The 12,861-nt window shown below is 70.2% G+C and carries 13 protein-coding genes; 7 read left to right on the top strand and 6 right to left on the bottom strand.

What is annotated here, in order from left to right; all coding sequences use genetic code 11:
* The first annotated feature begins 3 nt into the window (after positions 1-3).
* From RWH43_RS15560 to groL, 5 genes are all read left to right on the top strand, one after another.
* Positions 4-993, top strand: a complete 990-nt coding sequence (locus RWH43_RS15560; protein WP_316001892.1) for a DUF2332 family protein — start codon at positions 4-6, stop codon at positions 991-993.
* 9 nt (positions 994-1,002) lie between these two features.
* On the top strand, positions 1,003-1,257 hold the full coding sequence (locus RWH43_RS15555) for a DUF3263 domain-containing protein (RefSeq protein ID WP_144833914.1): 255 nt from the start codon (positions 1,003-1,005) through the stop codon (positions 1,255-1,257).
* 35 nt (positions 1,258-1,292) lie between these two features.
* Positions 1,293-1,892 (top strand): LytR C-terminal domain-containing protein, encoded by a 600-nt coding sequence (locus RWH43_RS15550; RefSeq protein ID WP_316001891.1) that lies wholly within the window; start codon positions 1,293-1,295, stop codon positions 1,890-1,892.
* A gap of 144 nt (positions 1,893-2,036) precedes the next feature.
* Positions 2,037-2,237, top strand: a complete 201-nt coding sequence (locus tag RWH43_RS15545) for a cold-shock protein (protein WP_144833918.1) — start codon at positions 2,037-2,039, stop codon at positions 2,235-2,237.
* 169 nt (positions 2,238-2,406) lie between these two features.
* Positions 2,407-4,026, top strand: a complete 1,620-nt coding sequence (gene groL, locus RWH43_RS15540) for a chaperonin GroEL (protein WP_144833920.1) — start codon at positions 2,407-2,409, stop codon at positions 4,024-4,026.
* 225 nt (positions 4,027-4,251) lie between these two features.
* Here groL and RWH43_RS15535 read toward each other — a convergent pair whose 3' ends face one another.
* From RWH43_RS15535 to RWH43_RS15515, 5 genes are all read right to left on the bottom strand, one after another.
* On the bottom strand, positions 4,252-5,922 hold the full coding sequence (locus RWH43_RS15535) for a sensor histidine kinase (protein ID WP_316001890.1): 1,671 nt from the start codon (positions 5,920-5,922) through the stop codon (positions 4,252-4,254).
* Between the two features lie 137 nt (positions 5,923-6,059).
* The gene (locus RWH43_RS15530) at positions 6,060-6,752 is read right to left on the bottom strand and encodes a response regulator transcription factor (RefSeq protein ID WP_055838218.1); all 693 of its coding nucleotides are present in this window, start codon (positions 6,750-6,752) and stop codon (positions 6,060-6,062) included.
* A gap of 69 nt (positions 6,753-6,821) precedes the next feature.
* On the bottom strand, positions 6,822-8,471 hold the full coding sequence (locus RWH43_RS15525; protein ID WP_144833922.1) for a DNA repair helicase XPB: 1,650 nt from the start codon (positions 8,469-8,471) through the stop codon (positions 6,822-6,824).
* A 58-nt stretch (positions 8,472-8,529) separates the two neighbouring features.
* Entirely contained in the window at positions 8,530-10,266 is a 1,737-nt protein-coding gene (locus tag RWH43_RS15520) for a helicase-associated domain-containing protein (RefSeq protein ID WP_316001889.1), read from the bottom strand.
* Position 10,267: 1 nt separating this feature from the next.
* Positions 10,268-10,552 carry a multidrug ABC transporter ATPase gene (locus tag RWH43_RS15515; protein WP_144833926.1) on the bottom strand — a complete coding sequence of 95 codons (285 nt, stop codon included), beginning with the start codon at positions 10,550-10,552 and terminating at the stop codon, positions 10,268-10,270.
* 107 nt (positions 10,553-10,659) lie between these two features.
* On the opposite strand from RWH43_RS15515, the gene RWH43_RS15510 reads away from it, so the two are divergent.
* Together RWH43_RS15510 and RWH43_RS15505 are read left to right on the top strand one after the other, a co-directional pair.
* The gene (locus tag RWH43_RS15510) at positions 10,660-11,043 is read left to right on the top strand and encodes a cold-shock protein (protein ID WP_144833929.1); all 384 of its coding nucleotides are present in this window, start codon (positions 10,660-10,662) and stop codon (positions 11,041-11,043) included.
* Positions 11,027-11,626: a DUF3027 domain-containing protein gene (locus RWH43_RS15505; protein ID WP_316001888.1), complete on the top strand. Its 600-nt coding sequence runs from the start codon at positions 11,027-11,029 to the stop codon at positions 11,624-11,626. Before RWH43_RS15510 ends, RWH43_RS15505 begins: the two co-directional genes overlap by 17 nt.
* Before the next feature lie 65 nt (positions 11,627-11,691).
* On the opposite strand, the gene serC is transcribed toward RWH43_RS15505, so the two are convergent.
* The gene (gene serC / locus RWH43_RS15500) at positions 11,692-12,813 is read right to left on the bottom strand and encodes a phosphoserine transaminase (RefSeq protein WP_230705366.1); all 1,122 of its coding nucleotides are present in this window, start codon (positions 12,811-12,813) and stop codon (positions 11,692-11,694) included.
* Positions 12,814-12,861: the final 48 nt, after the last annotated feature.

Genomic DNA, 12,861 nt, shown 5'->3' with positions numbered 1-12,861 from the left:
GGAGTGGATCCGGATGCCGTGACGACGACCGTCGCCCGCTACGGGCGCTTCGCGCGAGACGAGGCCCCCGGCCGCTCGGCGGTCTACGAGGCGTGGGCGCAGCGGGTCGTCGACGACCCCGCGGTCGCGTCCGGACTGGCGCGGATCCCCGAGACGCGCCGGCAACCGCCGCTCGTCTTCGCGGTACTCCGTCTTCTCGGAGCGCCCCTCGACGACGTCGACGCGTGGGCGCGGTGGGTCGTCGCGAATGCCGACGAGGTGGCGGCCGAATGCGCGCGCCGCAGCGTGCAGACGAACGAGCCGCTACGGTGCGCTGCTCTGCTCCCCGCGCTCTCGCTCATCGACGGCCCCATCGCGTTGCTGGAGGTGGGGGCGAGCGCGGGTCTGTGCCTCTACCCCGACCGCTACGCGTACCGCTACCGCCGGGGTTCCGAGACGATCGCGCTGGATCCGACCGATGGTGCGGGCGCCGTCACGCTCGAGAGCGAGCTGACGGGCTCGCCCGAGCTCCGGATGCCGCAGATCGTGTGGCGCGCGGGCATCGACCTGAACCCCCTCGACGCGCGCGACGACGGCGACCGCGCCTGGCTGACCGGCCTCGTGTGGCCGGGGGAGGAGGGGCGTCGAGAGCGCATCGTGGGAGCGCTGGACGTCGCCGCGGCCGACCCGCCCCTGCTCGTCGCCGGCGACGGGGCCGCGGCGCTGCCCGCGCTCGCCGCTCGGGCTCCGCGCGATGCCACGCTCGTCGTAACGACGCCCGGGGTGCTCGCCCACGTTCCGCGAGCCCATCGCGGGGAGGTGATCGCCGCGGCCCGCGCGGCCGGGCGGTGGATCACCCTCGACGCCCCCGGGCTTCACGATGCGTGGTCGCAGCCCCCGCGTGTCACCCGCGGCGGCTTCGCCCTCGCCCTCGACGGCGACGTCGTCGCGGAGGTCGATCCGCTCGGGGCGTGGGTGGCGTGGCATCCGGGATCGCAGGGCGCCCCGCAGTAACGTCGAGGTGTGCCTCTGACCGACCGTGATCTCGCGTTCCTCGCCTTCGAGGGTGAGTGGAGACGCCACGCGGGTGCGAAGGAGGAGGCGATCCGCGCGGAGTTCGACCTGACGCCCGCGCGGTACTACCAACTGCTCGGTCGTCTCATCGACACCCCCGAGGCTCTCGCCCACGACCCGATGCTGGTGCGTCGTCTGCGCCGCCGTCGCGATGAGGCCGCGGACCGCCACCGGGCACGCCTCGGGCGTACCGCGTCTCGCTGAGAAGACCCGAAAACTCCGACCGGTAGCATCGTCGAATGGCCAGATCGACCTTCCCGCGGGATCGCTTCGACGACCTGCCGGACGCCTCCGGCCGCGTCGGGGCGCACCGCGCCGAGAGTCCGCGTTCGCGCGGCTGGATCGTGTTCCTGTGGGCGGCCATCGCCACCCTCGTGCTGATCATCGCGGGCGTCTTCGCCACGCTCGTCCTGTCGGGACGCCTGTCGTTCGGCGACGCCGACGCCCCCGCCCCCGTCATCTCCGCCGAGCCCACCACGCCGTCGGTGATCGACACCTCGTACACGGTCGTCGTGCTCAACGGCACCCCGCAAGACGGTCTGGCCGCGTCGCTGCGCGAGCAGATCGTCGCCGCCGGATGGTCGGGCGACGACGTCGAGACGGGCAACTCCGACACCACCGACTTCGCCACCACCACCGTGTACTACAAGGGCGAGGCCGACGCCGCCGCGGCGGAGGGGCTCGCCCAGACCATCGGCGGGGCGCAGACCGCCCAGAGCGACTTCCTGCAGCCGGCCGACGACCCCGGCACCCCCGACGACGAGAGCGCGGCCAAGCGTCTCATCGTCGTGATCGGCCTCGACCGGGCCGGCGGAGCCACGCCCGCACCCACGGGCTGATCGCTGCGAGCGAGCCCCCGCGAGCCGCGTGTTTCCGCGGCGTAACAACTTGGGGGCACGCGCGTCAACAATGCCCGCGAACCCCCTCGCGGCGACATCCGGCGTGCTTACGATGACCTCGTCGTACAGCAACAGGAGATTCGCATGACCCAGGGCACTGTCAAATGGTTCAACGCCGAGAAGGGCTTCGGCTTCATCACCGTCGCTGACGGGCAGGACGTCTTCGTCCATTACTCGAGCATCGAGATGTCGGGCTTCCGCGTCCTCGAGGAGGGACAGGCCGTCGAATTCACCGTCGGCAACGGGCAGAAGGGCCCGCAGGCGGAGTCCGTGCGCCTGGCCTGACCGCTGCATCGAACGCCGTGGCATCCGCACTCCGGATGCCACGGCGTTCGTCGTTCCACGGGGGTCCGGTGGCTTGCACTCCCCAGGGGCGAGTGCCAGAATGGATTAGCACTCGCATTCGTCGAGTGCCAAATCTGGAAGTCACCCGTCCGGGAGGGACGACACACTTATGGCAAAGATCATCGCTTTCGACGAAGAGGCCCGACGCGGTCTCGAGCGCGGCCTCAACACGCTGGCCGACGCCGTCAAGGTGACCCTGGGCCCCCGCGGTCGCAACGTCGTGCTCGAGAAGAAGTGGGGCGCCCCCACGATCACGAACGACGGCGTCTCGATCGCCAAGGAGATCGAGCTCGACGACCCGTACGAGAAGATCGGCGCCGAGCTGGTCAAGGAGGTCGCCAAGAAGACCGACGACGTCGCGGGTGACGGCACCACCACCGCCACCGTTCTCGCCCAGGCGCTCGTGCGCGAGGGCCTGCGCAACGTCGCGGCCGGCGCCGACCCCATCTCGCTCAAGAAGGGCATCGAGAAGGCCGTCAAGGCCGTCACCGACGAGCTGCTCGCCTCCGCCAAGGAGGTCGAGTCCAAGGAGCAGATCGCCGCCACCGCGTCGATCTCCGCCGCCGACCCCGCGATCGGCGAGCTCATCGCCGAGGCCATCGACAAGGTGGGCAAGGAAGGCGTCGTCACCGTCGAGGAGTCGAACACCTTCGGCACCGAGCTCGAGCTCACCGAGGGCATGCGCTTCGACAAGGGGTACATCAACCCCTACTTCGTCACCGACCCCGAGCGTCAGGAAGCGGTCTTCGAAGACCCGTACATCCTGATCGCGAACCAGAAGATCTCCAACATCAAGGACCTTCTGCCGATCGTCGACAAGGTGATCCAGGAGGGCAAGGAGCTCCTCATCATCGCCGAGGACGTCGAGGGCGAAGCTCTCGCGACGCTCGTGCTCAACAAGATCCGCGGCATCTTCAAGTCGGTCGCCGTCAAGGCTCCCGGCTTCGGCGACCGTCGCAAGGCGCAGCTGCAGGACATCGCGATCCTCACCGGCGGCCAGGTCATCACCGAAGAGGTGGGCCTCAAGCTCGAGAACGCGACCGTCGACCTGCTCGGCCGTGCCCGCAAGGTCATCATCACCAAGGACGAGACCACGATCGTCGAGGGTGCCGGTGAGTCGGAGCTGATCGAGGGTCGCGTGACCCAGATCCGCCGCGAGATCGAGAACACCGACAGCGACTACGACCGCGAGAAGCTCCAGGAGCGCCTCGCGAAGCTCGCCGGTGGCGTCGCCGTCATCAAGGCCGGAGCCGCGACCGAGGTCGAGCTCAAGGAGCGCAAGCACCGCATCGAAGACGCCGTGCGCAACGCCAAGGCCGCTGTGGAAGAGGGTGTCGTCGCCGGTGGTGGCGTCGCGCTCATCCAGGCTGGCAAGAACGCCCTCGGCAACCTCAACCTCGTCGGTGACGAGGCCACGGGTGCCAACATCGTTCGCGTCGCCATCGAGGCTCCGCTCAAGCAGATCGCGCTCAACGCCGGTCTCGAGCCCGGTGTCGTGGCGAACAAGGTCGCCGAGCTCCCCGTGGGCCACGGCCTCAATGCCGCGACCGGCGAGTACGGTGACCTGTTCGCACAGGGCATCATCGACCCGGCCAAGGTGACCCGCTCGGCTCTGCAGAACGCCGCGTCGATCGCAGGTCTGTTCCTCACGACCGAGGTCGTCGTCGCCGACAAGCCCGAGAAGGCCGCCGCTCCCGCGGGCGACCCGACCGGTGGCATGGACTTCTGATCCACGCTGACGCCTGAGAACGCCCCCTCCTTCGGGAGGGGGCGTTCTTCGTTGTCGGGCCGGATCCGCCGGGAGTCGACCGGGCATGGAGGCCACCGACCTCGTGCCGTGGGCCGACGGAGAAGTCCGCTCCCTGGCTGCGGTTCACCCGGAGCTCGGCTCGCCAGGTATCGGGGCGCTGCGCGATCTGCTCAGCCGGACCTGGCGCTGAGAGCGCGTCGGGAGTCAGGCGTCGGGATCGGGCCGGTAGTCCTCGGGGAGACGCTCGAGGGGCTGCGTCTCGATCAGCGCGTGCTCCTCGACGTCGCGTCGGTCGGCGAGGGGGAGCGAGACGCGGAAGGTCGCACCCCCGCCGGGGGTGTCGACGACCTCGACCGTGCCGTGCAGCAGGTCGACGATCGACGCGACGATCGACAGGCCGAGCCCCGAGCCTCCGGTCTCGCGCGTGCGCGAGGTGTCGGCGCGCCAGAAGCGCTGGAAGATCTGCTCGCGGATCTGCTCGGGAACGCCCTCGCCGTGATCGATGATCTCGATCCACCCCATGTCGCTCTCGGCATCCACCCCCACACGCAGGCCGATGGGGGAGTCGTCGGCGGTGAACCGGCGGGCATTGCCGAGGAGGTTCGCGACCACCTGGCGCACCTTGTTCTCGTCGCCCAGCACGATGGGGGCCAGACGCGGGGTCGCGCGCAGCAGACCCGCACCGGGCGCGGCCGCGGGGGTCTCTCCCGTGTTCGTCGCCGGGTCGGACGCGTCCTTGGACCGGCGGCGGAGGCGCGAGAGCGTCGCGCCCGCGATCGCCATCGCCGAGGTCGGGGGCGCCGCGCGGCGACGGCTGGCCGCGGTCGAGGGGCGACCGCCGGCATCGAGCAGCGGATCGAGGGTGATGGTCGGCAGCACCAACTCGCCTCGAGAGGTCGTGTCGTCGACCGTCACCTCGCGCTGCGGAGAGGTGACGCGCAGGTCGAGGGCGGCGTCGCGCGCGATGGGGCGCAGGTCGAGCTCGGTGATGGAGACGTCGCGACGCTCGTCGAGGCGGGCGAGGGCCAGCAGGTCTTCCACGAGGGCGCCCATGCGGATCGCCTCCTTCTCGATGCGCTCCATCGACTGGGCCACGTCTTTGTCGGAGCGGATCGCCCCCATGCGGTACAGCTCGGCGTAGCCGCGCATGGTGACCAGCGGCGTGCGCAGTTCGTGACTGGCGTCGCCGATGAACCGGCGCATCTGGCGGACCGTCGCGTCGCGCTGGCCGATGGCGCCGTCGATGCGGGCGAGCATCGCGTTGATCGCGGTCTTGAGTCGACCCACCTCGGTGTCGGGCACGATGTCGGTGAGGCGCTGGCTGAAGTCACCGGCGGCGATGTCCATCGCGGTCGTCTCGACCTGGCGCAGGTTGCGGAACGCGAGGGTGACCAGCAGACGCGTCAGCAACGCGGTCGCGATGAGGATGAGCAGGGCGACGAACGCGTAGATGCCCAGGTAGGCCGCCACGATCCGATCGGTCGGCGCGAGGGGTTGGATGACCATCTGCGTGTAGACGCCGGGATTGCCCTGCGGCTGCAGCACCCCGACGCGCGCGAGGAAGTGCTGCCCCGAGGTGGGGTCTTCGAGCTCGATCCGTTTGTCGATCTGCAGGTAGGTCTGCTCGAGCGTGAAGGTCTGCGGGATGTCGGGCAGCGACGTCGATGCGGTCCCGTTGTAGAAGGCCTCGCGCTGGCCGTCGGGGCCGTAGACGACGACCATCGAACCGATCTGCGGGGCGTTGTCGACCTGCGAGAACACCGTCTGCCCGTCGACCGACGCCGTGGTGAAGATGCTGTTGGCGATGCTTCCCGCCGCCTGTTGCGCGAGCTGCTCGTCGAGGTTGTTCACCAGGGTCGTGCGCAGGAACACCATCGTGCCGATGCCCGCGGTGAACAGGCCGATGGCGAGGAGCGCGACGGTGACGCCGGTGACCTTGGTGCGCAGACTCAGGCCGCGCCACCAGCGCGTGAGGGAATCGTCGGAGTGCGACAGGGGGCGATGCCTTCCGCTCAGGCGGTCTTGCCCGACTTCAGCATGTAGCCGAAGCCGCGCTTGGTCTGGATGAGCGGCTCCGAGGAATGCGGATCGATCTTGCGACGCAGATACGAGATGTAGCTCTCGACGATGCCCGCGTCGCCGTTGAAGTCGTACTCCCACACGTGGTCGAGGATCTGGGCCTTCGACAGCACGCGGTTGGGGTTCAGCATGAGGTAGCGCAGCAGCTTGAACTCGGTGGGGCTCAGGTCGATCGAGACGTCGCCGACGCTGACGTCGTGCGTGTCCTGGTCCATCGTCAGCTCACCCGTGCGGATGATCGACTCCTCGTCGGCCTGCATCGTGCGGCGCAGGATCGCCTGGATGCGGGCGACGATCTCGTCGAGGCTGAACGGCTTGGTGACGTAGTCGTCGCCTCCCGCGTTCAGGCCCATGATCTTGTCTTCCGTTTCGTCCTTGGCGGTGAGGAAGAGGATCGGCGCGGTGTAGCCGGCGCCCCGGAGCCGCTTGGTGACGCTGAAGCCGTTCATGTCGGGCAGCATCACGTCGAGCACGATGAGGTCGGGTTCTTCTTCGAGCACGGCCGAGATCGTCTGCGCGCCGTTGGCCACGGCTCGCACCTGGAAACCGGCGAAGCGCAGGCTCGTGATGAGCAGGTCGCGGATGTTCGGTTCGTCGTCGACGACGAGGATGCGAGGAGCTGTCATGCCCTCATTATCGTGATCCCACCCAGCAAAGTGCTGGATATGGCTCGGAAAGCCGCACCCTGGTATGTCTCAGGCGGCTGCGGCGTCGATTCCGTCGGCGTCGAGGATCGTGTACGCGTATCCCTGCTCGGCGAGGAAGCGCTGGCGGTTCTGCGCGAAATCCTGGTCGACCGTGTCGCGGGCGATGAGCGTGTAGAAGCTCGCGGTGTGGTTCGACTGCTTGGGGCGCAGCAGTCGACCGAGGCGCTGCGCCTCTTCTTGACGCGAGCCGAACGACCCCGACACCTGGATGGCGACGGAGGCCTCGGGCAGGTCGACCGAGAAGTTCGCGACCTTCGAGACCACCAGCAGCGGGATGCTGCCGTCGCGGAAGCCCTGGAACAGCTCCTCGCGCTCGGGGATCGGGGTCGCGCCGGTGATCTGCGGAGCACCGAGGGCCTGCGCCAGCTCGTCGATCTGATCGAGGTACTGACCGATCACGAGCACACGCTCACCCGGATGCCGCTGCACGAGCCGACGCGCGACCTCGATCTTCGCGGGTGCCGTGGCGGCGAGGCGATAGCGGTCCTCGTCGGCGGCGGCGGCGTATTCGAGCCGTTCGTCGGCGGGGAGGTCGATGCGCACCTCGTAGCAGGCGGCGGGGGAGATGAAGCCCTGGGCCTCGATCTCCTTCCACGGCGCGTCGAACCGCTTGGGGCCGATGAGGCTGAACACGTCGCCTTCGCGACCGTCTTCGCGCACGAGCGTCGCGGTGAGGCCGAGCCGTCGGCGCGCCTGCAGGTCGGCGGTGAGCTTGAACACCGGTGCGGGCAGCAGGTGCACCTCGTCGTACAGGACGAGGCCCCAGTCGAGCGCATCGAGCAGCGCGAGGTGGGCGTACTTTCCGCCGCGCTTGGCGGTGAGGATCTGGTAGGTCGCGATGGTGACCGGCTTGATCTCCTTGACCTGGCCGGAGTACTCGCCGATCTCCTCGGGCGTCAGACTGGTGCGCCGCAGCAACTCGTCGCGCCACTGGCGCGCGCTGACGGTGTTGGTCACCAGGATCAGCGTGGTCGTGCGCGTGTCGGCCATGGCCCCGGCGCCCACGAGCGTCTTGCCCGCGCCGCAGGGGAGCACGACGACGCCGGACCCGCCCTCGGAGAACGACTCGACCGCCTGGCGTTGGTAGGGGCGCAGGCTCCAGCCGTCTTCGGCGAGATCGATCGGGTGGGGCGTGCCAGGGGTGTAGCCCGCGAGGTCTTCGGCGGGCCAGCCGATCTTGAGCAGTTCCTGCTTGATGTGACCGCGCGCCCAGGCGTCGACGAGGAAGGTGTCGGGGCTGGGGTGCCCGATCAGCAGAGGAGCGATGCGCTTGTTGCGCGAGACCTCGCTGAGCACCGCGGCATCCGTCGACCGGAGCACGAGCGCACCCTCGTCGTTGCGTTCGATCACGAGGCGGCCGTACCTGTTGACGGTCTCGCGGATGTCGGTGCTGACCGAGGCGGGCACCGGGAAGCGCGACCAGGTGTCGAGGGTCGCGAGCATCGCGTCGGCGTCGTGGCCGGCGGCGCGGGCGTTCCACAGCCCCAGGCGCGTGATGCGGTAGGTGTGGATGTGCTCGGGCGCGCGTTCGAGTTCGGCGAACACCGCCAGCTCGTGCCGCGCCGTTTCCGCCTGAGGGTGAGCCACCTCGAGGAGCACGGTGCGGTCGCTTTGCACGATGAGGGGACCGTCAGCCATAACGTTCGATCCTACCGGGGTCGGGCGACACCGGGCCGACCGCGCACGCCGCGCGGCGTCACGCGACGGGAGCGACGCCGTCGATGTGCGACAGCGGCAGGGTGCGTTCGACGTCGGCGCCGCGGTCGCGTCCGCGGAGGCGTCCGCCGCCCAGGCCCGTCGCCTCGAGGCGGAACACGCGCGCGGTGCCGTCGGGCAGGCGCACGGTCACGTCGATCACCGCGCGAGCGCGCACGGCCTGATCCAGCTCGCGTTCGAGCCACGCGGCATCCGAGTCCTCGGCCCCGGCGCGCAGACGGGCGATCAGCGGAGCGTAGGTCTCATCGGCATCCGCGCCGGGAGTCTGCTCGGTGGCGAGCTTCGCGCGCTCGAGGGCCCGCGGTCGGCCCTGCTCGTCGACTGCGACGGCGGGGTAGTGCGCGTCGGTCAGGGCCCAGAACACCACGTCGGCCGACACGTGCGACTCGAGGGCGTCGTCGGTGCGGGTGAGTGCGATCGAGCGGAGCGACTGGTCGATCTCCATCGAGCGCAGCAGCGTCTCGTCGTCGGTGACGACCCGCGTGAGCGACGAGGCCGCCTCGCTCATCACGCGCACGCGGCCGTGCTCCGCCGCGGTGCGCTCGATGACGTACGCGAGCGGCTGGGGGAGGCCCGTCAACGAGATGCCCGAGAGGAACTCGCGCAACGAGTCAGCGGTCTCGCCCGCGGTGATCGCGGCACCGATCGTCGCGGCGCTGAAGCGGTAGCTCGAGGCCTGGGCGCGCGACTCGCGCGTGGCCATCGACCGCAGGCGCACGTCGAGGTGGGGAGCGAGGGGGCCCGGGGCGATGGCGGTGAGGTCGTTCTGCAGGTACACGCGGTCGACCTCGGGCGGGAGCAGTTCGCGCAGCGCGGAGGTGTCGACGTCGCCGCCCTCGGCGAGGGGCTGAGCCCACGGGGTGATGCGGCCCGCGGCATCCGTGAGTCCCCACCGGGTCAGGCGTTCGGTCCACAGCGCCGCGCGCTCGGGTGCCTCGGGGTCGAAGGGGGTCGCGCCGGCCCAGAGGTGCAGGGGGATCCACCCGCCGTTCTCGGAGCGGTAGGCACGGGGGAGGGCGTCGCGCAGAGCGACGGCGGTCTGCTGCCACCGCTCGAGCGTCGGCAGCTTGAGCCACTCGCGACCGGCGGGCGAGACGAGCCAGGCACGGTCGTTCGCTCCGAGCAGCCCGACCGAGGCGGCGAGTCCGACCAGCAGATCGGCGTCGGCGGGGGTCTCCACGGCTCCCGCATCAACCAGGCGGCGGCGTTCGGTCGCGCCCAGCGAACCCGATCCGATGCGCCCGAGCGGGGACCCGAGGGTCTGCAGGAGCACGTCGGCGACCGAGGCGGCGTTGGTGAAGGCGGCCTCGGAGGCAGCGGCGACGGATGCCGCGGACTCGGCCGCGCCCGGTTCGCGCGCGGCGGTGCGCGGCCCGGCGAGACCGTCGGGACGGGCCTCGCGCACGGCATCGGCGACCGTGGGGAAGGGGGTGCCCGCGTCGTCGACGAGGGCCCGGGATGCGAGGTCGGCACGCACGCGGCCGGTCGCGGCCTCGCCGTCGACGGCGGCCACGAGCGCCTCGGCCTCGTCGCGGGAGAGGGCGGGAAGGCCGCGGGCGACCGAGGCCGGCTCGAGTAGGGCTTCCGCAGCGTCGAACATGTCGCGCCAGGTGCTCGAGGGCGAGATCTGCCGCTCGTCGAAGAGACGGCCGAGCTCGGTGTCGGTGAGCGCGCTCAACGAGACCGCCAGTGCGCGTTGTGCGGAGGTCTCGGCCACGTCATCGGGCCCTGTTGGCCCGGCCCTTTCGGACGAAATTCATGATGAGCAGAGCGATGATGAGCGCGAAGCCGACGGGAAGGGCGAACAGCGGGAGGACGACGATCAGGGGCCATGCGCCCTGGGTGAAGTCGCTGACTCCGAGCGGCTGCGCGAGGATCACGATGAAGAAGCACACGATGGACACGACGACCAGGCCGAGTGACATGAAAGTCAGGATGCGGTCGATGCGGCGGACGGGGATGTCGTCGCCCGGCGTGCTGCCACCGGAGGTGCGGGTGCTCATCGGGCTCAGCCTACTGCCTGGCGGCGGTGCCGTAGGCTGGAAGACCGGGATCCGATCGGCTCCCGTGTTCCGCCGCGCGATCCGCGCACTCATCCAGCGAGGTGTCCATGCCCACCGGCAAGGTCAGGTTCTACGACGACGAGAAGGGCTTCGGCTTCATCAGCACCGATGACGGCCAGGACGTGTTCCTGCACGCCACGGCTCTGCCCGCCGGAACCCCGGGCCCGAAGGCCGGGACCCGCCTCGAGTTCGGCGTGGCCGACGGCAAGCGCGGTCTGCAGGCGCTCTCGGTGCGCGTGCTCGACGCCCCCGTCAGCCTGTCGAAGCGCTCGCGCAAGCCCGCCGACGACATGGCGATCATCGTCGAAGACCTCGTGAAGCTGCTCGACGGCATCGGCGGCGATCTGCGTCGCGGTCGCTACCCCAACGGCCCGCACGCCCAGAAGATCGCCGCGGTCCTGCGCAAGGTCGCCGATGACTTCGAAGCCTGAGTCGGCCGCGGACGAGCGCCTGACCGGCGCCCACGATCTCGCGCTGTCCGCGTTGCGCGAGATCACCCCCGCCGACACCATCGGCCCCGCCGCCGACTACGCGCTCGAAGACGACGGTGTCGTCTCGCTGCGCTTCCACACGCGCCTCTCGGGGTACCCCGGATGGTTCTGGACCGTCAGCGTGGCGGTCGTCGAGGATTCCGAGCCGACCGCGCTCGAAGTCGAACTGCTGCCCGGCGACGGAGCGCTGCTCGCTCCCGACTGGGTGCCGTGGGCCACGCGACTCGCCGAGTACCAGGCGGCGCAGGTCGCGGCCGCCGCGACCGACGACGACCACGGTGACGACGACGATCACGACGGCGACGATCCCGACGAGGACGAAGAAGACGACGACGAGGACGACGAGGAGCCGAAGGCGCGCTTCCACGCCGGCGACCTCGACGGCGTCGACATCGACGAGCTCGACGCTCCGGCCGCTGAGGCGGACGACGAGGGCGATGACGACGATGACGATGACGATGACACCCTCGATGTCGACGACGCGGACGACGACGACCGCGACGAGGGCGACCGCAGCTACTGACCTCTGAACGACGAAGGCCGTCCCGCGCGATGCGGGACGGCCTTCGTCGTTCGTCGTTCGTGGCGTCAGGCGCCGGGCAGATTCTCGATCGTGTAGTCGATGGCCCCGATCAGGCGGCGCACGTCGTCGGGCTCGATCGAGACGAACGTCGCCACGCGCAGCTGGTTGCGGCCCAGCTTGCGGTACGGCTCGGTGTCGACGATGCCGTTCGCGCGCAGGCTCTTCGCGATCGCGCTCGCATCGATGCTGTCGTCGAAGTCGATCGTGACGACGACGGGCGAGCGGTCGGCGGCGTCGGCGACGAAGGGGGTCGCCACCGCACTGGCATCCGCCCACTCGTACAACGCGGAGGACGACTCCGCCGTGCGCGCGGCCGCCCACTCAAGGCCGCCGTTGTCGAGGATCCAGCCGAGCTGCTCGTCGAGCAGCAGCAGGGTCGCCAGGGCGGGGGTGTTGAGCGTCTGCTGCAGGCGGGAGTTGTCGACCGCGTTCTTCAGGCTGAGGAACTCGGGGATGTAGCGGTCGGATGCCGCGATCTTCTCGATGCGCTCGATCGCCGCGGGCGAGACGGCGGCGTACCAGATGCCTCCGTCGGAGCCGAGGTTCTTCTGCGGGGCGAAGTAGTAGACGTCGGCCTGGGTGACGTCGAAGTCGATGCCGCCCGCGGCGCTGGTCGCATCGATGACGGTGAGCGCACCGGCATCCGCGTTCACGCGCTGGACGGGGGCCGAGACGCCCGTCGAGGTCTCGTTGTGGGGCCAGGCGTAGACGTCGACGCCCTCGACGGCCTCGGCGACCGTGCGGGTGCCCGGCTCGGCGCGGCGCACGTCGGGCGCCTGCAGCCACGGCGCCGCGGCGGCCGAAGCGAACTTGCCGCCGAACTCGCCGAACACGAGGTTCTGGCTGCGGTTCTCGATCAGGCCGAACGCCGCGGCGTCCCAGAACGCCGTCGACCCGCCGTTGCCGAGGATGATCTCGTAGCCCTCGGGCAGGCGGAACAGCTGTGCAAGACGCGCGCGCGTGCTGGCGACGAGGTTCTTCACGGGCGCCTGACGGTGCGAGGTTCCGAGGATCGACGCCCCGCGGGTGACGAGCGCCTCGAGCTGCGCACCGCGCACCTTCGAGGGGCCGCACCCGAAGCGGCCGTCGGCGGGCAGGAGATCGGTGGGGAGTTCCACGTGCGGCATGGCACTGATTCTAGGGCGAGCCTCCGGGCCCGCCCGCGCTCATGTCGG

Origin of the sequence: Microbacterium algihabitans, from assembly GCF_032464975.1 — a bacterium.
GTDB lineage: Bacteria > Actinomycetota > Actinomycetes > Actinomycetales > Microbacteriaceae > Microbacterium > Microbacterium algihabitans.
Note: the sequence above shows the minus strand (reverse complement) of the source record. Positions and strands in the feature narration are given on the sequence as shown.

Bases quoted from the DNA above. Each gene is read 5' to 3' on its own strand.
- RWH43_RS15550 (WP_316001891.1), top strand. From the start codon at position 1,293: ATGGCCAGATCGACCTTCCCGCGGGATCGCTTCGACGACCTGCCGGAC.
- RWH43_RS15545 (WP_144833918.1), top strand. From the start codon at position 2,037: ATGACCCAGGGCACTGTCAAATGGTTCAACGCCGAGAAGGGCTTCGGC.
- groL (WP_144833920.1), top strand. From the start codon at position 2,407: ATGGCAAAGATCATCGCTTTCGACGAAGAGGCCCGACGCGGTCTCGAG.
- RWH43_RS15535 (WP_316001890.1), bottom strand. From the start codon at position 5,922: ATGGTGTTCCTGCGCACGACCCTGGTGAACAACCTCGACGAGCAGCTC.
- RWH43_RS15530 (WP_055838218.1), bottom strand. From the start codon at position 6,752: ATGACAGCTCCTCGCATCCTCGTCGTCGACGACGAACCGAACATCCGC.
- RWH43_RS15525 (WP_144833922.1), bottom strand. From the start codon at position 8,471: ATGGCTGACGGTCCCCTCATCGTGCAAAGCGACCGCACCGTGCTCCTC.
- RWH43_RS15515 (WP_144833926.1), bottom strand. From the start codon at position 10,552: ATGAGCACCCGCACCTCCGGTGGCAGCACGCCGGGCGACGACATCCCC.
- RWH43_RS15510 (WP_144833929.1), top strand. From the start codon at position 10,660: ATGCCCACCGGCAAGGTCAGGTTCTACGACGACGAGAAGGGCTTCGGC.
- RWH43_RS15505 (WP_316001888.1), top strand. From the start codon at position 11,027: ATGACTTCGAAGCCTGAGTCGGCCGCGGACGAGCGCCTGACCGGCGCC.
- serC (WP_230705366.1), bottom strand. From the start codon at position 12,813: ATGCCGCACGTGGAACTCCCCACCGATCTCCTGCCCGCCGACGGCCGC.